This is a genomic window from Amycolatopsis sp. EV170708-02-1 (genome assembly GCF_022479115.1).
Taxonomy (GTDB): Bacteria; Actinomycetota; Actinomycetes; order Mycobacteriales; family Pseudonocardiaceae; genus Amycolatopsis.
Genome location: NZ_CP092497.1, coordinates 3,866,456 through 3,883,707, shown reverse-complemented (window position 1 = coordinate 3,883,707; position 17,252 = coordinate 3,866,456). Strand labels below are relative to the sequence as shown.

The 17,252-nt window shown below is 69.8% G+C and carries 17 protein-coding genes and 2 pseudogenes; 3 read left to right on the top strand and 16 right to left on the bottom strand.

Features of this window, described 5'->3' with window-relative positions:
- Window positions 1–21 precede the first annotated feature (21 nt).
- From MJQ72_RS18315 to MJQ72_RS18300, 4 genes and pseudogenes are all read right to left on the bottom strand, one after another.
- Window positions 22–219: pseudogene (locus tag MJQ72_RS18315) on the bottom strand (cold-shock protein); the annotation flags it as partial.
- A gap of 162 nt (window positions 220–381) precedes the next feature.
- Complete coding sequence (locus MJQ72_RS18310; RefSeq protein ID WP_240601358.1) at window positions 382–924, bottom strand: DoxX family protein; 543 nt, start codon at window positions 922–924, stop codon at window positions 382–384.
- A gap of 222 nt (window positions 925–1,146) precedes the next feature.
- Window positions 1,147–1,965 carry a DUF72 domain-containing protein gene (locus MJQ72_RS18305; protein ID WP_240601357.1) on the bottom strand — a complete coding sequence of 273 codons (819 nt, stop codon included), beginning with the start codon at window positions 1,963–1,965 and terminating at the stop codon, window positions 1,147–1,149.
- Window positions 1,966–1,997: 32 nt separating this feature from the next.
- Entirely contained in the window at window positions 1,998–2,903 is a 906-nt protein-coding gene (locus tag MJQ72_RS18300) for a 2-hydroxyacid dehydrogenase (RefSeq protein ID WP_240600552.1), read from the bottom strand.
- 62 nt (window positions 2,904–2,965) lie between these two features.
- On the opposite strand from MJQ72_RS18300, the gene MJQ72_RS18295 reads away from it, so the two are divergent.
- Window positions 2,966–4,189: a sorbosone dehydrogenase family protein gene (locus MJQ72_RS18295; RefSeq protein ID WP_240600551.1), complete on the top strand. Its 1,224-nt coding sequence runs from the start codon at window positions 2,966–2,968 to the stop codon at window positions 4,187–4,189.
- A 7-nt stretch (window positions 4,190–4,196) separates the two neighbouring features.
- Here MJQ72_RS18295 and MJQ72_RS18290 read toward each other — a convergent pair whose 3' ends face one another.
- The 6 genes from MJQ72_RS18290 to gatC form a co-directional block, all read right to left on the bottom strand.
- Window positions 4,197–5,597, bottom strand: coding sequence for a DUF6351 family protein (locus MJQ72_RS18290; RefSeq protein WP_240600550.1), 1,401 nt, complete (start codon window positions 5,595–5,597; stop codon window positions 4,197–4,199).
- Window positions 5,598–5,623: 26 nt separating this feature from the next.
- Window positions 5,624–6,319, bottom strand: a complete 696-nt coding sequence (locus MJQ72_RS18285) for a cupin (RefSeq protein WP_240600549.1) — start codon at window positions 6,317–6,319, stop codon at window positions 5,624–5,626.
- Window positions 6,320–6,389: 70 nt separating this feature from the next.
- Window positions 6,390–6,899, bottom strand: a complete 510-nt coding sequence (locus MJQ72_RS18280) for a hypothetical protein (protein ID WP_240600547.1) — start codon at window positions 6,897–6,899, stop codon at window positions 6,390–6,392.
- On the bottom strand, window positions 6,892–8,397 hold the full coding sequence (gene gatB / locus MJQ72_RS18275) for an Asp-tRNA(Asn)/Glu-tRNA(Gln) amidotransferase subunit GatB (RefSeq protein WP_240600545.1): 1,506 nt from the start codon (window positions 8,395–8,397) through the stop codon (window positions 6,892–6,894). Before gatB ends, MJQ72_RS18280 begins: the two co-directional genes overlap by 8 nt.
- Window positions 8,394–9,911, bottom strand: a complete 1,518-nt coding sequence (gene gatA, locus MJQ72_RS18270) for an Asp-tRNA(Asn)/Glu-tRNA(Gln) amidotransferase subunit GatA (RefSeq protein ID WP_240600543.1) — start codon at window positions 9,909–9,911, stop codon at window positions 8,394–8,396. The genes gatB and gatA overlap by 4 nt, the downstream gene beginning before the upstream one ends.
- Window positions 9,908–10,207, bottom strand: a complete 300-nt coding sequence (gene gatC / locus MJQ72_RS18265) for an Asp-tRNA(Asn)/Glu-tRNA(Gln) amidotransferase subunit GatC (RefSeq protein ID WP_005162012.1) — start codon at window positions 10,205–10,207, stop codon at window positions 9,908–9,910. Before gatC ends, gatA begins: the two co-directional genes overlap by 4 nt.
- A 244-nt stretch (window positions 10,208–10,451) precedes the next feature.
- On the opposite strand from gatC, the gene MJQ72_RS18260 reads away from it, so the two are divergent.
- A complete protein-coding gene (locus MJQ72_RS18260) occupies window positions 10,452–11,105 on the top strand; it encodes an amino acid-binding protein (protein WP_240600541.1) in 654 nt (217 codons plus the stop codon).
- A gap of 70 nt (window positions 11,106–11,175) precedes the next feature.
- Here the strand turns inward: MJQ72_RS18260 and MJQ72_RS18255 are convergent, their stop codons facing one another.
- From MJQ72_RS18255 to MJQ72_RS18230, 6 genes are read right to left on the bottom strand one after another with little or no spacing between them, the layout of a single operon-like run.
- The gene (locus MJQ72_RS18255) at window positions 11,176–11,598 is read right to left on the bottom strand and encodes a PIN domain nuclease (RefSeq protein ID WP_240600539.1); all 423 of its coding nucleotides are present in this window, start codon (window positions 11,596–11,598) and stop codon (window positions 11,176–11,178) included.
- Complete coding sequence (locus tag MJQ72_RS18250; RefSeq protein ID WP_240600537.1) at window positions 11,588–11,809, bottom strand: type II toxin-antitoxin system VapB family antitoxin; 222 nt, start codon at window positions 11,807–11,809, stop codon at window positions 11,588–11,590. Before MJQ72_RS18250 ends, MJQ72_RS18255 begins: the two co-directional genes overlap by 11 nt.
- A gap of 33 nt (window positions 11,810–11,842) precedes the next feature.
- The gene (locus MJQ72_RS18245; protein WP_240600535.1) at window positions 11,843–12,337 is read right to left on the bottom strand and encodes a GNAT family N-acetyltransferase; all 495 of its coding nucleotides are present in this window, start codon (window positions 12,335–12,337) and stop codon (window positions 11,843–11,845) included.
- Complete coding sequence (gene ligA / locus MJQ72_RS18240; protein ID WP_240600534.1) at window positions 12,330–14,462, bottom strand: NAD-dependent DNA ligase LigA; 2,133 nt, start codon at window positions 14,460–14,462, stop codon at window positions 12,330–12,332. The genes MJQ72_RS18245 and ligA overlap by 8 nt, the downstream gene beginning before the upstream one ends.
- Before the next feature lie 10 nt (window positions 14,463–14,472).
- Window positions 14,473–15,165: a hypothetical protein gene (locus tag MJQ72_RS18235; RefSeq protein ID WP_240600532.1), complete on the bottom strand. Its 693-nt coding sequence runs from the start codon at window positions 15,163–15,165 to the stop codon at window positions 14,473–14,475.
- Window positions 15,166–15,187: 22 nt separating this feature from the next.
- On the bottom strand, window positions 15,188–16,225 hold the full coding sequence (locus MJQ72_RS18230) for a methionine synthase (protein WP_240600531.1): 1,038 nt from the start codon (window positions 16,223–16,225) through the stop codon (window positions 15,188–15,190).
- 121 nt (window positions 16,226–16,346) lie between these two features.
- On the opposite strand from MJQ72_RS18230, the pseudogene MJQ72_RS18225 reads away from it, so the two are divergent.
- A pseudogene (locus MJQ72_RS18225) lies at window positions 16,347–17,155 on the top strand (phospholipid scramblase-related protein).
- Window positions 17,156–17,252 lie beyond the last annotated feature (97 nt).

The window sequence follows — 17,252 nt, the reverse complement described above, 5'->3', positions numbered from 1 at the left end:
GGCGGCCGCATCGGCAGTGACGCGAACGCCCAGTGCCTGGGGCCCGCGGTCGTTCTCGCCGACCTCGAACACGACGGCCTGCCCCTCGCGGAGCACTTTCGCGCCGCCGTCCCCGACGATCTCGGAGGCGTGCACGAACACGTCCGGCGAGCCGTCCTCGGGCGCGAGGAAGCCGAAACCCCGTTCGGCGTCGAACCAACGGACAGTCCCTTGCGGCATCAAAAACTCCAGGTCGAGAGGGCGGGCACTGGCCCCCAGTCTCCCTGACAGACCTCCGGTCCGTCAGGCCGGGCCCACAGGCGGGCGGTGCGGAGCCAGGGGCGGGCCGGTGGTTCACCTAGCGACACGCCGAGTTTTGAGACCAGGTCCAAAGGCGAGCGGTCAGCGGCAGAGGACGATCACCACGACCGAAGCCGCGGCGGCCAGCAGCAACCCGATCAGCCCGAACGAAAGCGGCCGCTTCCGCCACGGGGTGTTGACGTCCAGCGCGATCCGCCCGGAGCCCGCGAACAGGACGGTCAGCGAAGCCGCGGCCAGCAGGAGCTCGAACTCGAAGCCCTGCCCTTGCTTCTGGAAGAACCCGCCGCCGAACTTCACGTAGACGATGTTCGCGCAGACGCCGAGCAGCGCGGCGGCGCCGATCGGGGTGAACAGGCCCACCAGCACAAGCGCGCCGCCGACCACTTCGCTGATCCCGGTGATCCAGGAAAGCAGCGTGGTCTGGCTTGTGTAGCCCATGCCGCCGAGTGCCCTGGCGAAGCCGCCGACCCCCGGGCCGCCGAAGGCACCGAAGAGGTGCTGGAGCCCGTGTGCGCCCATCGTCACGCCGAGCACCACTCGCAGGACGAGCAGACCGAGATCGATCCCGCCCCTGGTCTCCGCCGGGCCGGGGCCGCTGTCGGCGTCGGCCACGTCCGAGATCATGCTGGTCTGATAGTCATCGCTCACGCGCGAAGGGTAGGGGAAACCGGCCCGTCAGGCGACCGAACCGCCGGACGTCCCCGTGTCGAGACGGACATCTCGCGTGATCGGACGGACGACACGCGTGTCGGAACGGACGACACGGCGACGGAACCGGCCTCGAGGTGTGTCGTCCGTCCAGTCACGCGTGTCGTCCATCTGGACACGTGTGTTGTCCATGACGGTTCAGAACAGGGTCGCGGGCTCGACCGGTTCGGGCTCCGGCAGCGGGTCGAGGCCGGGCACCAGGGCGCGCACGTCGTCGTGGAAACGGCGGGCGAGCGCCGGGGCGTCGTCGTTGTCGGGCGTGTGCACGAAGACCGTCGGCGACCGGCCCTCGCGCAGCCATCCGGCGACCACCTCGGCCCACGGTCGCCATCCCGCGACGGTCTCCTCGGCCGCGTCACGGCCCAGATAGCGGACGATCGGCCGGTCGGTCAGCGCCCGCGTCCGCCGCGGCAGCCGGGGTTTCTTCGCCCAGGCGTCCTGTTCGGCCTCGCTGATCGGCGGGCTCGAAAAGAAGACGGTGGTGTCGAACGGCACCCACTCGGCGCCCGCGTCGGCGAGAGTCCTCTCCAGCAACGAGGTCGCTTCGGTGGAGAACGCCGGGTGACGCACCTCCACGGCGCGCCGGAGCCCGGCAGGGAGACGGCGCAGGAAGCGGCCGAGGGCGTCGACGTCCGGCGGGCCGAACGAGCCGGGCAGCTGGGTCCACAGGACCGCCCGTTCGCCGAGCGGTTCGATCGCGTCCAGGAACGCCCGCATCTCGGTCTCGACGCCGGCGAGCCGTTTCTCGTGCGTGACGACCTTGGGCAGCTTGACCACGAACCGGAAGCCGGGGCCGGTCTGCCGCGCCCATGTTTCGACGGTTTCCCTGGCCGGGGTCGCGTAGAAGGTCGTGTTGCCCTCGACCGCGTTGCACCAGCCGGCGTAGGCCCGGAGGCGCTCCCCGGCGGGCAGCGACCGCGGCAGGAACCGGCCTGCCCACGCCTTGTGCGTCCACATCGCGCAGCCGACATGAAGATTCGCCACGATGCTCAGTATTCGCCGTGAACCAGGTTCTTCGGCAGCTCCCCGCCCAGATAGTGGCTCAGTTCCCGGACCACCACCGCGTAGGCGCGTCGCCGCCGCCCGCTCACCGCGCCCGCGACATGCGGTGTCAGCAGCAGTCCCGGCACGTCCCACAGCGGATGCCCCTCGGGCAGGGGCTCCGGGTCGGTGACGTCGAGGGCGGCGCGCAGCCGTCCCGACGCGAGCTCCGCGACGAGCGCGTCGGTATCCACGACCGGGCCCCTCGACACGTTGACGAGGATCGCGTCGTCCGGCATCGCGGCCAGGAACGCCGCGTCGGCCATGCCCCGCGTATGCGGCGTGAGCGGCACCATCAGGACGGTGACGTCGTGTTCGGGCAGCAGGGCGGGGAGCTCGTCGTTGCCGTGGACGCCCTCGCGGGCCGTCGCGCCCACCATCGTGCAGCGCACGTCGAACGTCTCCAGCCGTCGGCACAGATGCCTGCCGAGGTCGCCCGCGCCGACGATGAGCGCCCGCTTTCCCTGCAGGGTGTCGGTGATCCGGCGTTCCCAGTGCTTCCGCCGATGGCCGTCGGCGAATCCGCCGAGGTCGCGGTAGATCGTCAGGAGGACCGCGACGACCCACTCGGCCGAGCTTCCGCCGTGCGCGCCTCGGCAGGTCGAGAGCAGGACGCCGTCCGGCACCTTGCCGACCCAGTCCTCGGCGCCCGCCGCCAGCAGTTGCACGAGTTTGATGTTCGGCAGTTCGCGCCAGAGTTCGTCGCTGGGCCCGTCACCGGTCACGAGGACCTCGGCCTCGGCGGCTTCGGCGGGCACCGGCTCGCCGCGGCGGTACACCACCGGACGCACGCCTTCGATCTCCGAAAGCGCGGCCACTCCCTCTTCGTCGGGCACGAGAACGGTCACTGTCATGATCACCACGGTATCCAGGAGCTCTTACCCGTGGCTCACGTACGCCCACCTAGGCTGGGCCCGTGCGTACCCGGTACCGGCGGAAATGGACCGCGCCGCTGGCCATACTGGCCTGCGGCGCGTTGATGCTCTCCGGTTGCGCCGAATTCGACAACACGGCCGCCGGGCAGAAGTTCACCCCGGTCAACCCGCCGTCCCCCGAGGTCCCGCCGCAGATCGGGCCGGGCGGTGAAGCGGGCGACGCCGGTCCCGGCCGGGGAAACGGGCCGAACCGGGCGCCGACGCCGGTGCCGCCGCCCCAGGGCTGCAAGGACTTCGACAAGGCCGTCATCGCGACCTGCCTGGACACCGTCGCCGCCGTGGCCGCGATCCCCGGTGACGGCACCGCTCCCAGCGCGCTCGCCGGAGAACGCAAGAGCGGCCGGATCCTGCTCGCCGCCGCGGAGAAGGACCCGGCCGACTGGGCGACGGTTCCCGTGGACGGCTCCGGCGACGGCGGCCTCACGTCGCTCGCCCTCTCCCCCGGCTTCGCCGAAGACCAGCTCGTCTTCGCCTACATCACCACCCCGACCGACAACCGGGTCGTCCGCCTGGCGAAGGGCCAGGCGCCGAAACCGGTGCTGACCGGGATCCCCAAGGGGCCCACCGGCAACCGCGGCGCGATCGGCACCGACGCCAAGGGCGCGCTCCTGGTCGCCACCGGCGACGCGGGCAACCCCGGGCTCGCGGCCGATCCGGCGTCGCTGGCCGGGAAGGTGCTGCGCATCGACACCTCCGGCAAACCGGCGGCGGGCAACCCCACCGCCGGTTCGGCGGTCTTCTCGACCGGTGTGCACTCCCCCGGCGGGATCTGCCGCGACCAGGCCGGTTCCCGCGTGTGGCTCACCGACAGGCTGGCCGACAAGGACGTCCTGTACCGGCTTCGCGGCGGCCAGCCGCTGACCACCCCGGCCTGGAGCTGGACCGACAAACCCGGTGTCGCGGGTTGCGCGGACTTCGTCGGTGCCACCGGCCATCTCTCGATCGCCACGTCCGTCGCGGGCAACCTGCAGAACCTGCCGGTCACCCCGGACGGGGCGGTGACCGGCAAGCCCAACGTCGTCATGGACGGCAAGGTCGGCAAGCCGCCGAAGACCTTCGGCAGGCTGTCCGCGATGAGCATGGTCAACCCGCAGATCGCGCTCGCCGGGACGGTCAACAAGGACGGCGGTTCCCCGGTTTCGAGCGACGACCGCGTCGTCATCATCACGCCGTCGGCCAGCTCCGGCGGGGGCGGTAAGGACTGAGCGGTCCTTACCTGGACGGCCGCGGATGCGGCGCCGGGGTGAACCGTGTGAACGACGGCGCCATCGCCTTTTCCCCGGCCTGCGGGTCGAACAGCTCCGGCACGAGCCGGTAACCGTCCCCCAGCGCGTTCGCGGCGGCGGTGAGGCGGTGCGGTTCGGTGGACGGCCAGCGGCCGGTGTCCACCCGGGTCAGCAGGGTGCGCAGCAGGACGATCTCCTCGGCCGCGTTGAACGAGCAGTGACCGCCCCGGCTCACGTAGGTCTGCCGCAGCAGAGCGGGATCGCCGTTGCGCCGGACCTGGTCGCCGTACCAGCGGGCCTGTCCCGCGACGGCGCCGCCGTCACCGGTGGTGTGCGTGGTCAGCACGGGCGACGGCGTGGTGCCGCGCGCCACGGTGTGGCGCTCCATGTACGCCTGCGCCTTCGGATCCGCCGAAATCCGCGGAGCGTCGGCGAGCCGGTCGAGGTCGGCTTCCAGATCGACGCCACCCGTCCGGTAGGCCTGCCGGACCAGGTCGAGACCGGTGGACCGGGCGAGCTGACGCCGGTAGTCGATGCCGGTGTTCGACGACGGGTTCCCTCCTGCCCGGTGCTCGATCTCCGGACGCGCGCCCGGTCCGTAGCCGAACAGGTAGGCGCCGGCGACCCACATCGCCTGCTGGGCGAGGCGATCGGCCAGTGCCGTCGGCTCCGGCTCGTGTGCGAGCGCCCAGCCCGGGACGGTGCCCAGCGCTCCGGCCAGCGCGATCCGCGCCCGGCCCGCGTCGGTCTTCTGCGCTTCGGCCACGGCGGCTTCGAGGGCCGCCTTCGAGGCCTCCGGGTCACGAGGCCGGACCAGGTCGATGTCCGCGTCCGGCGCCAGCAGTGTCTTGAGGGCGAAGAGGATGTCCAGCGCGGTGTTCCAGGTGCCCTGCGCGTCGTACTCGCCGCATTGCGCCAGGACGCCGTCGAACCGGCCCGGGTTGTTCTCGGCCAGCTTCAGGGAGATCACGGAGCCCATGGACATTCCACTCGTGATGGTCCGCCGCGGCTCGCCCACGTTGGCCTCGAACCAGTCCAGCAGCGCGATCTGATCGGTCAAGGCCTCCTCGATCACGTGCCCGAAGACGCCCTTGTAGTTCGACGCGGCCAGCGCGTAACCCTGGTCGAGCAACCATCTTTCGGTCTCCGGCCGGGTGGCCAGCATGATCTGCGCCGGTTTGCCGCCCTGCTCCACGTAGAGGCCATGGCTGTAGAGCACCAGCGTGCCGTTCCAGCGCTTCGGCACTTTGACCAGGTAGTCGGCGCCGTCGATGGTGCCCTCGTGGGTGCGCCAGCGCTCCTCGGCGGTCGCCGGGGCGGCGGTGAACAGCGCGCCGAGAAGGACTGCGACGAGCACGGTGACGAGTGTCCTGCGTGAAGTGGTCATGCAGGACAAAATAGGTGACCAAATGGTCACATGTCAATGCGGTACTCCGTCCGCCTCCCGCACATCCCGTAGCCGTCCTCCTCGGAAGGACCGGCGATCCGCACGCCGGAGTGCTCCAAGTGGCTCGCGTCGCCGTTCGCGAGCGCCCTCAGGTGCTCGCCGGTCAGCTCGGCGGCGGCCAGCGCGCCGGCCCGCCAGCGCGGGAGCCAGGCCTCGACCTTCGGCGCGACCAGCGCGACGGCCGCGCGATAGAAATCCCTCAGCGGGCCCGGATCTCCCGCGACGAGCGCGTCCCGGATCGGCAGGTAGCCCTCGATCGCGAGATCACGGCGACGGCGGGCCGCCTCGTCGTCCGCGGGCATCGCGGCGGCCTCCGCGTACGCGTCCGGGTCGGCGAGGACCGGCGGTGGGAAGGTGAAGACCGCGTCGCCCGCTTCGGGCAGCCCGCTGTTCTGCATGAGCACGGTGATCCGCAGATCCTCGCGTTGCACCATCCGATGGACCGTGCCGGGCGCGAACCACGCGACGACACCGGCTTCGAGTTCGGTCTCCCGGTAGCCGCCGACGTCGAGCGTCTGCACGGCGCCACGTCCGCCGGTGACGACGTAAGCCTCGGTACAGGCGAGATGCAGATGCGGGCTTCCTCCGCACACCCCGTCCGCGGCTTCCCATTCATAGGCGCACAGGTGGGAAAGTCCGATACCGCCGGGAAGAGGGAACACGATGACCTCCTCTGAGAAAGCGCTTTCTCCATACCCTGTCGCATTCAGAGGACTAAATGCGAAAGGGGAATCAGGGACGACGGGTGCGGGTTTCGGCGCGGAGCACGCGGACGTCGAAGAACGCCACGACGACGGAGACCGCAGCGGCCACCAGGCCGAGATAGCGGCCGAGACCGGTCCCGATCTCGATACCGGCGGCGGAAAGAATCCCGCGCTGGTCGGCGTCGAACTGCCAGTCGAGGGTGGTCCAGCCGAGCGCCATCAGCAGCAGCGCGCCGATGGCCGCCATCAGCCACAAATGCGGCAAGCCCGCCCGGCGGACGGCGTCGACGCGGCCGAACAGCACGACCGCGAGGCTGGGAAGGAACAGGAGGAAGAGCGGCGCCCACGCGAGGAAGCCCGAACGCCACGCGTCACGCGTGACGTCGGTGGCGGGCAACGTCTTCAGCACGTCTTCGATCTCCGGGCGCGAGGCGGTCAGCGTCGTCCACGGAAGGAACAAGGCCACCAGCGCGAGCAGCCCGGCCGCGAGGCCGAGCCACTCACGCCAGGTGGCCTTCTTCAAAGCGAGCTCAGGCACCGACTCGCTCGACGATCAGTTCGCGCACGCGCTTGGCGTCGGCCTGGCCCTTGGTGGCCTTCATGACCGCGCCGACGATCGCCCCGGCCGCGGCCACCTTGCCGCCGCGGATCTTCTCGGCGACGTCGGGCTGCGCGGCCAGCGCCTCGTCGACCGCCGCGATGAGCGCGGAGTCGTCGGAGACGACCTTCAGGCCGCGCTTCTCGACGACCTCCGACGGCGAACCCTCGCCTGCGAGCACGCCCTGCACGACCTCCTTCGCCAGCTTGTTGGTCAGCTCGCCGGCGTTGACCAGCGCGATGACCTCGGCCAGCTGCGCCGGGGTGATCGCCAGCTCGGCCAGCTCGATCTCGCGGGAGTTGGCCTCCTGCGCCAGCGTGTTGACCCACCAGCTGCGGGCCTCGTCCGGCGTGGCGCCCGCCTCGACCGTCGCGGCGACCAGGTCGACCGCGCCGACGTTGAGCAGGTCGCGCAGCGCCTCGTCGGTCAGGTTCCACTCCCGCTGGATGCGCTTGCGGCGCTCCGACGGCATCTCCGGCAGCGTCTTGCGCAGCTCCTCGACCCATTCGCGTGACGGCGCGATCGGGACCAGGTCGGGCTCCGGGAAGTACCGGTAGTCCTCGGCGGTCTCCTTGGTGCGGCCCGGCGACGTGGTGCCGTCGGCCTCCTGGAAGTGCCGCGTCTCCTGCTTGATGGAGCCGCCCTCGGCGAGGATCGCCGCCTGACGGGTCATCTCGTAGCGCACGGCGCGCTCGACGCTGCGCAGCGAGTTGACGTTCTTGGTCTCGGTGCGCGTGCCGAATTCGGTCGCGTCCTTGGCCATCAGTGAGACGTTCGCGTCGCAGCGCAGGGAACCCTGGTCCATGCGGACATCGGAGACGTCCAGCGCGCGCAGCAGATCCCGCAGGGCGCTCACGTACGCGCGGGCGACCTCGGGGGCGCGGCCGCCGGTGTGCTCGATCGTCTTGGTGACGATCTCGATCAGCGGCACGCCGGCGCGGTTGTAGTCGAGCAGCGAGTGCTCGGCGCCGTGGATCCGCCCGGTGGCGCCGCCGACGTGCAGCGACTTGCCGGTGTCCTCCTCCATGTGCGCGCGCTCGATCTCGACGCGCACGACCTCGCCGTCGTCCAGCGTCACGTCGAGGTAGCCGTTGAAGGCGATCGGCTCGTCGTACTGCGAGGTCTGGAAGTTCTTCGGCATGTCCGGGTAGAAGTAGTTCTTCCGGGCGAACCGGCACCACTCGGCGATCTCGCAGTTGAGCGCGAGGCCGATGCGGATCGCGCCCTCCACCGCCTTGCCGTTCACGACCGGCAGCGAACCGGGCAGGCCGAGACAGGTCGGGCACACCTTGGTGTTCGGCTCGCCGCCGAACTCGTTGGCGCAGCCGCAGAACATCTTGGTGTTCGTGTTCAGCTCGACGTGCACCTCGAGGCCCAGCACCGGGTCGAACCGCTCGATGACGTCGGCGTAGTCCATGAGTTCCACCACGGCGGTCACTTCTTTCCTCCCAGCTCCGGAACCTCGTGCACCAGCGAGCCACCGTTGGCGGCGTCGCGCGCGACCTCGTACGCGGCGCCGACGCGGTACAGCCGGTCGTCGGCCATCGCCGGGGCCATGATCTGCAGGCCGACCGGCAGGCCGTCCTCATGCGACAGTCCACTCGGGACACTCATCGCGGCGTTGCCGGCGAGGTTCGCCGGAATGGAGCAGATGTCCGAGAGGTACATCGCCATCGGGTCGTCGACGCGCTCGCCGATCTTGAACGCGGTGGTCGGCGTGGTCGGCGAGACCAGCACGTCCACCTTCTCGAACGCGGCGTCGAAGTCCCGCGTGATGAGCGTGCGGACCTTCTGCGCCGAGCCGTAGTAGGCGTCGTAGTAGCCCGAGGACAGCGCGTACGTGCCGAGCATGATGCGGCGCTTGACCTCGGGGCCGAAGCCCTTCTCGCGGGTGAGCGACATGACCTCTTCGGCGCTGTGCTCGCCGTCGTCGGAAACGCGCAGGCCGTAGCGCATGGCGTCGAACCGGGCGAGGTTCGACGAGCACTCGCTCGGCGCGATCAGGTAGTACGCGGGCAGCGCGTAAGTGAAGTACGGGCACGAGACCTCGACGACCTCGGCGCCGAGCGCACGAAGCTGCTCGACGGCGGCCTCGAACGACCGCAACACGCCCGGCTGGTAGCCGTCGCCGGCGAATTCCTTCACCACGCCGACACGCACGCCCTTGAGGTCACCGGTCAGGCCCTGGCGGGCCGCGGCGACCACCGGCGGGACCGGCGCGTCGATCGAGGTCGAGTCCATCGGGTCGTACCCGGCGATGACCTCGTGCAGCAGCGCGGCGTCGAGCACCGTCCGCGCGCAAGGACCGGCCTGGTCGAGCGACGACGAGAAGGCGACGAGACCGTAGCGGGAGACGCCGCCGTACGTCGGCTTCACGCCGACGGTGCCGGTGACCGCGCCGGGCTGGCGGATCGAGCCGCCGGTGTCGGTACCGATCGCGATCGCGGCCTCGAACGCCGCGATCGCCGCCGAGGAGCCACCGCCGGAACCGCCGGGGATGCGGGCGTGGTCCCACGGGTTGTGGGTCGGGCCGAACGCGGAGTTCTCCGTGGAGGAGCCCATCGCGAACTCGTCCATGTTGGTCTTGCCGAGCACCACGACACCGGCCTCGCGCAGCTTGCGCGTCACGGTGGCGTCGTACGGCGGGAGCCAGTTCTCCAGGGTCTTCGAACCGACCGTGGTCGGGATGCCCTTGGTGGTCAGCACGTCCTTGAGCGCCAGCGGGACACCGGCGAGCGGCGACTTCGGCGCCTTGCCCTCGGCGACGTCGGCGTCCACCGCGCGGGCGGCTTCGAGCGCGCCCTCGGTGTCGACGTGCAGGAACGCGTGGATGTGGTCGTCGACCTCGGCGATCCGGTCCAGGTGTGCCTGCGCGACCTCGACGGCCGACACCTCACGGGACTGGATCTTCTCCGCCAGCTCGGCGGCGGTCAGCTTGATGAGTTCGGTCACTGTTCTTCTCCCAGAATCCGCGGCACCCGGAAACGACCCTCTTCGCTGGCCGGCGCACCGGCCAGCGCCTGCTGCTGGGTCAGCCCCGGTCGGACCGTGTCCTCACGGAACACGTTGGTCAGCGGCACGGCGTGCGACGTGGGCGGGACATCCTCGCCTGCGACCTCGCTCACCTTGGCCACCGAGTCCAGGATCTGGTCGAGCTGGCCTGCGAAGACGTCCAGCTCCTCTTCGGTGACGGCAAGCCTGGCCAGCTTGGCGAGGTGTGCGACCTCGTCGCGGGAAATGTTGGGCACGCGGGTGACTCCCGGGGTGTGCTGTGCGGGTTCTGTCGGAAGCTGCAAGTCTATGGTGGCGGCGTCGGCGGACTCGACTGGGTTATGCCGCGGCCTGCGCTCCCATGTCGGGTAAGGAGTGCCTGGTTCGTTATCCCGCGCCCCGGACGTCGTGCCCCATTACCTCGTCCGGTCTGTCACAATCGGCGCCCGGCGTAGCGCGTTCCACGGCGAGGCTGGGACGCCTGAGGCGAGAGGGGCGCGTGTGTCGTTCCTGATCCGGGTCCAATTACCGGACACCCCGGGGACCCTCGGCGCGGTCGCCACCGCGCTCGGCACCGTCGGCGCCGACATCCTGAGCGTGGACGTGGTCGAACGGGGCGGCGGTGTCGCCATCGACGACCTCGTCGTCGAAATCCCCTCCGGCAGGCTGCCGGACGCGCTGATCACCGCCGCCGAAAGCGTCGACGGGGTCGAGGTCGACGCCGTCCGGCCGTACGCCGGCGTGCTGGACACCCATCGTGAACTCGAACTGGTCGAGGAGATCGCCGCCCAGCCCGCCACGGGGCTGGAGATCCTCGCCGAAGGTGTGCCACGGATCATCCGGGCGGGCTGGGCCGTCGTCGTCGAGCACGCCGAGGCGGGCGCGATCCGGCTGGCGTCGTCCAACGCCGCGCCCGAAACGCCGATCACCGACCTGCCGTGGCTGCCGCTGGAACGCGCCACCATCCTCGACGCCGAGGAGGCCTGGGTGCCGGAGACGTGGAAGGAACTGGGGACCGAACTCGCGGCGACGCCGCTGGGGAAGCCGGGAAAGGCGCTGCTGGTCGCCCGGCCGGGCGGGCCGAACTTCCGGGCCGCCGAGGTGGCGCGGTTGGCGCACTTCGCGGGGATCGTCGCCGTCGTGCTGGACAGCTGACCTTCGCGTTTCGTCCTCTGGATGCGGTCGTTGCGCGTACAAGTACCGCATTCAGAGGACTAAACGCCACTCAGGAGTCGAAGATCGCCTCGGCCCGAAGCTCTGGGACGACCTCGGCGATGCGCACATAGTCGACGTCCTTGTGGATCAGCACCGCCTTGTGCCGTACCGCCACCGCCGCGATGAGGCAATCCATCGCGGAACGGACCCTGTGCCCATCCGCACGGACGGCGCGGGAGATCTCTGCCGCGCTCCTGAAGTCGATCGCGGGATCGACGCCCAGGTTCACGAAGCCTGCGAGGGTCCTCTCGAGACGCGGGAGCGCCTCGGCGCTCACTCCCGCGAGCAGTTCCATGACGATCGGCTCGGAGGTCACGATCATCTTCGGCTGCGCGGCCAGCTCGACGACCAGATCCCTCGCCCGGGTGGCGCGTTTGCGAAGGAAGTCGATCCACACCGAACTGTCGATCAGGCAGCGTTGTTCAGGAGGCATCGCGCCACTTGCGATCCGCGGAGTCATCGCGTAGCTCGTCCAGATCCGCTTCCCAACCGATCCCTTCCAGCTCCAGGATGTCGGCGGTGGTGATCACCGGCGCCGCTTTCCGCAACGCGAAATCCACCGCGTCCTTCTTGGTCTTGAATCCATAGCGATGCATCACGGCAGCGACCAGCTCGTCATCAATGTCGATATTGGTCCGGCTCATACACCAACGATACACCAACTTGGTGTATCGTCTTCAGAGCTCCAAGTGGTACGCGATCAGGGTGATCCCGGGATGGGGCTCCCAGTCCCGTTCGGGCAGCCGCACGAAGCCGAGCCGCTCGTAGAGCCGGTGTGCCCGCTCCATCGTGACCAGGCTGCACAGCACCACCCTCGCGGCGGCGAGTTCCCGCGCCCGCGCGATGACCGCCCTGGTCAGGGCCTCGCCGATGCCGCGCCCTGTCGCCGAGGGCAGCACCCCAAGCATGCGGAACTCCAGCTCGCCGTCGCGGGAAAGCTCGGCGAAGGGTGTCCCTGGACGGGCGATGGTGACCGTGCCGACGAGCGTGCCGTCCCCGTCGACCGCGACCAGCAGCTCGGCCAGCTCCGCCCGCCGGGCGGCGTCGAGCAGTTCGGTGGCGTAGCCCACGCCGTCGACGAGGCTCCGGTCCGCGGAGTACGCGGCCAGCGTGAGCTCGCCGACGGCCGTCAGCTCCTCCGGCCGCGCGGGCCGGATCTCCAGGTCAGTCACCGGGTTCCTCCTCGGTCACCAGCGCCAGCTCGGCCGCGGCCTCGGGCCCGTCTTCCAGGAGCACGCGGAAGCCGTTCTCGTCGAGCACCGGCACTTTCAGCTGCACGGCCTTGTCGTACTTCGTGCCCGGCGCGTCGCCGACGACGACGAACGCCGTCTTCTTCGACACCGAACCGGCCGCCTTCCCGCCGCGGGCCATGATGAACTCCTTGGCCTCGTCTCGGGAGTAGTCGTTCAGCGAGCCGGTGACGACGATGGACAGGCCTTCGAGGTTGCGCGGGACGGACTCGTCGCGCTCCTCCTCCATCCGCACGCCCGCCGCGCGCCACTTCTCGACGATCTCGCGGTGCCAATCGACCTCGAACCATTCCTTCGCGGCCCGCACGATGGTCGGCCCGACCCCGTCGACGGCGGCGAGCTCCTCTTCGGAGGCGTTCTCGATCCGTTCCAGCGAACCGAATTCCCGGGCGAGCGCCTGTGCGGCCGTCGGGCCCACGTGCCGGATCGACAGCCCGACGATGACCCTCCACAGTGGACGATCCTTGACCGATTCCAGGTTCTCCAGCAGTTTGCGCCCGTTGGCCGAGAGCTCCCCCGCCTTGGTGCGGAACAGCTCGACCTGGAGCAGCTTCTCCTCGTCCAGGTCGAAGATGTCGCCCTCGTCGTGCACGACACCGGCGTCCAGCAGCGCCACCGCGGCCTCGTACCCGACCACCTCGATGTCGAAGACGTTCCGGCTCGCCAGATGGAACAGCCGCTCCCGCCGCTGCGCGGGGCAGAACTGCGCGTTCGGGCAACGGATGTCGATGTCGCCCTCCTTCTGGTACGCCAGTTCGGTGTCGCAGTTGGGGCAGCGCAGCGGCATGACGAACTCGCGCTCTTCGCCGGTGCGCGCGTCCGCCACCGGGCCGAGCACCTCGGGGATGACGTCGCCCGCCTTGCGGATGACGACCTTGTCCCCGATCAGCACACCCTTGCGCTTGACCTCTTCCTGGTTGTGCAGCGTCGCCATCGCGACCGTGGATCCGGCCACCTTCACCGGCTCCATCACCGCGAACGGGGTGACGCGACCGGTGCGGCCGACGTTGACCTGGATGTCCAGGAGCGTGGTGATCGCCTCTTCGGGCGGGTACTTGTAGGCGATCGCCCAGCGCGGCGCCCGCGACGTCGTGCCTAGACGCCGCTGCAGCGCGACCTCGTCGACCTTGATGACGACGCCGTCGATCTCGTGCTCGGCGTCGTGGCGATGCTCGCCCCAGTACCGGATGTGCTCCAGCAGCTCCTCGCCGGAAGTCAGCACCTTGCTGTGCGGCGAGACCGGCAGGCCCCACGCGGCGAGCGCGTCGTACGCCTCGGATTGACGCTTCGGCTCGAAACCCTCGCGTTTGCCGAGGCCGTGGCAGATCAGCCGCAGATTGCGCGACTTCGTGATCTTGGGATCCTTCTGCCGTAGCGAACCAGCGGCCGTGTTGCGCGGGTTCGCGTACGGATCCTTGCCCGCCTCGACCATCTTCGCGTTCAGCGCCAGGAAGTCCTCGACGCGGAAGAACACCTCGCCGCGGACCTCGACCAGCGCGGGCACAGGGAACTCGTCCGTCCCGGTCAGCCGCTCGGGCACCTGCTCCAGCGTGCGGACGTTGAGCGTGACGTCCTCACCGGTGCGGCCGTCGCCCCTGGTCAGCGCGCGGGTGAGGCGGCCGTTCTCGTACAGCAGGTTGATCGCGAGCCCGTCGATCTTCAGTTCGGCGAGGTACTTCGTCGCGCCGATCTCCTTCTGGACCCGCTCGACCCAGGTCTCGAACTCCTCGGTGTCGAAGACGTTGTCGAGGCTGAGCATGCGCTCGAGGTGGTCGTGCGCGACGAACTCGGTGGAGAAGGTGCCACCGACGTTCTGCGTCGGCGACTCCGGCGTCACCAGCCCCGGATGTTCGTCCTCGATGGCCTGGAGTTCGTTGAGCAGCTCGTCGAACTGGCCGTCGGACACGATCGGTGAATCCAGCACGTAGTACCGGAACTGGTGCCCGCGGATCTCCTCCGCCAGCTCGGCATGCCTTTCGCGGACGTCGGCGGGCACGTCCGTGACGTCCTGCGCCGGACCGGGGTTCTCGGGAAGTTCGCTGCTCACGGGGGTAACCCTAGTCGGGGGTACCGACATTTCCGGACAGCCTGCCGACCACCTCGCGTAGTTCCAGGAGGGTCAGCTGCCCGTCCTGGGCCTCGGTCACCAGCTCGACCTTCCCGAGGCGTTCGGCCGCGACACGCTCACCCAGCGTGGCGTCCAGCGGCAGGAAGGTCATGGTCGTCCGGGTCTCCGGCGCGAGCTCGTCGATCAACGGATGAAACACGGTCACGTCCACCCGTCCGGCTGATTCGTCGACCTTCGCGGTCACCCGGACGTCGGCGAGCGCGATCCGGGTCTCGCCGAGGTTGACGGTGACTTCACTCGGATCGGGGACCGGCGGGACCGAGTCGTGGTACTCCCAGATCGCGTCCTCCGGCGGTGCCGCGGCCTTCCACGCGTCGGTGTACGGGCGCAGCTCCGGATCCTCCTGGCCGGTCAGCACCAGCGAGTAGATCGCCCGGTGCCCGCGATCGAGGGAGAAGTGCAGCCGCAGGTGCAACGCCTCGACGATGGTGCAGAGGTCGTGTTCCACGCGATGCGGTTCGCGGTCGCCGAGGGCGGCGCTGACCTCCGGCAAAAGCGCGAACCACGCCTCCCAGAACGTCGCCGCCGCGGCGGCCGCGTCCTCGGGGACCGGCTGCTCCGGCCAGGCGGTGCGGGGGTCGGGAACGTCCTCGGATGTGCGGGAACGGCGGAACAAACGCATGACGGGCACGCTACCGCGCCGCTCACCAGCCTTCAGGCGGTTCGGTGAAAGCCTTGCCGGCCTCACGGCTGAGCGTGAGCGCGCGGCGCATCCACTCGGGAGTGGCACCCGCGAGCCCGCACGCCGAGGTCGGCACGACCTGCTCCGCGAGGATCTCGCGGCGGAAACCGAGCCGGTCGACGAGCTTGAGCACGGGCGAGACCACGTCACGCAGTTCCACCGGCACGCCGGGGTCGGTGGTGGGGACGAGTCCGAGCATCAGCGTCGTTCCGGAGTCCAGCGTCTCGCCGATTTCGTCGAGCAGCGCGGGCGAAGCGCCTTTCAGCAAGGCGAAATCGAACGCGATCGCCTTCGCCCCCGCCGCGCGCAGCAACGAGATCGGCGGCTTTTCGGCGCAGCAGTGCACCGCGACCGGCTGACCGGTGATGCGCTCCGCCCCCGAGATCACCGTCGACAGCAGTTCGCGGGCCTCAGGCGCGGGCACGGCGGGAACGGTGCCGTAGCCGGACGCCGTCGGGAGGTCACCGGCGAGGACCGCGGGCAGCGACGGCTCGTCGAACTGGAGCACCACCGGCGCACCGATGCGCGACTTCAGTTCCTCGACGTGCTCCGCCAGTCCGTCGAGCAGCGAAGCGGCGAAATCACGCAACGCGCCCCTGTCGGTGAGGACACGGTGCCCGCGCGGCAATTCGACGTTCGCCGCGAGCGTCCACGGCCCGGCGACCTGGATCTTGAAGGCGGGCGGCGCGGCGCCCGCCTTTTCCCTCGCCTCCTGGACGGCGTCGAGGTCCCAGTTCATCAGGTCGAGGGCCCGGCGGTGGTCGTGCCCGGGACGGGCGGTGACGCGGTAGCCGCTCGGCACCACCTCGACCGCGAGGTCGACCAGCAGCGCCGCCGTCCGGCCGATCATGTCGGCACCGACGCCGCGGGCGGGAAGTTCCGGCATACAGGGGAATTCGGGCAGTTCGCCGAACACGATCGAAGCGGCCTCGACCGGATCGGTACCGGGCAGGGAACCGATCGCGGTGGCCGCGCCAGGGGGCCAAGGTCGTTCGTTCACACCCGGATTCTCCCCTTGGTCCGAGTGTGCGGGGAGGCGGGGCACGCCGAGGACACGGACATTCGACGCAATTGCCGTCGACGGGCCCGAGACGGCACCGAGCGCATTACGCTGACCTGCCATGACGAGCTCTCCACAGCCCGCCGGCTGGTATCCCGACCAGCAGAACCCCGGGTGTACCGGTGGTGGGACGGGCAGGCCTGGACCGCGAACACGCGGCCGTCGCACGACGCCGAGATGATCGAGCTGGACATCGAAGGCGCTGCCGACCCGAACAAGATCCGGGCGCAGGCGGCGAGGGGGACCCAAGGCCGGGCCACCGGGGTGGTCGGCGGCGGAACACTGTTCTCCGAACCCGTCCTGGTGGTCAACCAGCGCGCGAAACTCATCGAGATGTCGAACGAGTTCGGCGTGTTCGACCAGAACGGCAACCGCCTCGGCGGCGTCGTCCAGGTCGGGCAGAGCACGTTGAAGAAGGCCATCCGGCTGCTCACGAACTACGACCAGTTCCTGACCCACCGCTTCGAAATCCGCGACGCGAACCACAGCACCGTGCTGAAGGTGACGCGGCCCGCGAAGGTGTTCAAATCCCGGTTCCTGGTGACGAAGGCCGACGACTCCCCCATCGGGGAGATCGTGCAGGAGAACGTCTTCGGCAAGATCCGGCTGGGTTTCGTGGTGAACGGCCAGAAGGTCGGCGGGATCTTCGCGGAAAACTGGCGGGCGTGGAACTTCGTCATCAAGGACCACGCCGACGTCGAGATCGCGCGGATCACCAAGACCTGGGGCGGTTTCGTGAAGGCCGCGTTCACCACCGCCGACAACTACGTCGTCGAGATCCACCGGCCGCTGCGGGATCCGCTGGCGTCGATGGTGGTCGCCTCGGCACTGACCATCGACACGGCGCTGAAGCAGGACGACAAGGGCTGAGGCCGCGCCTCGTGAGTGGCAAGGACGGTTCTAACCGTCCTTGCCACTCACGAGGCCCTGCACCACGCTGAGGTAGTGACCGGGGTCTCACCCCGCT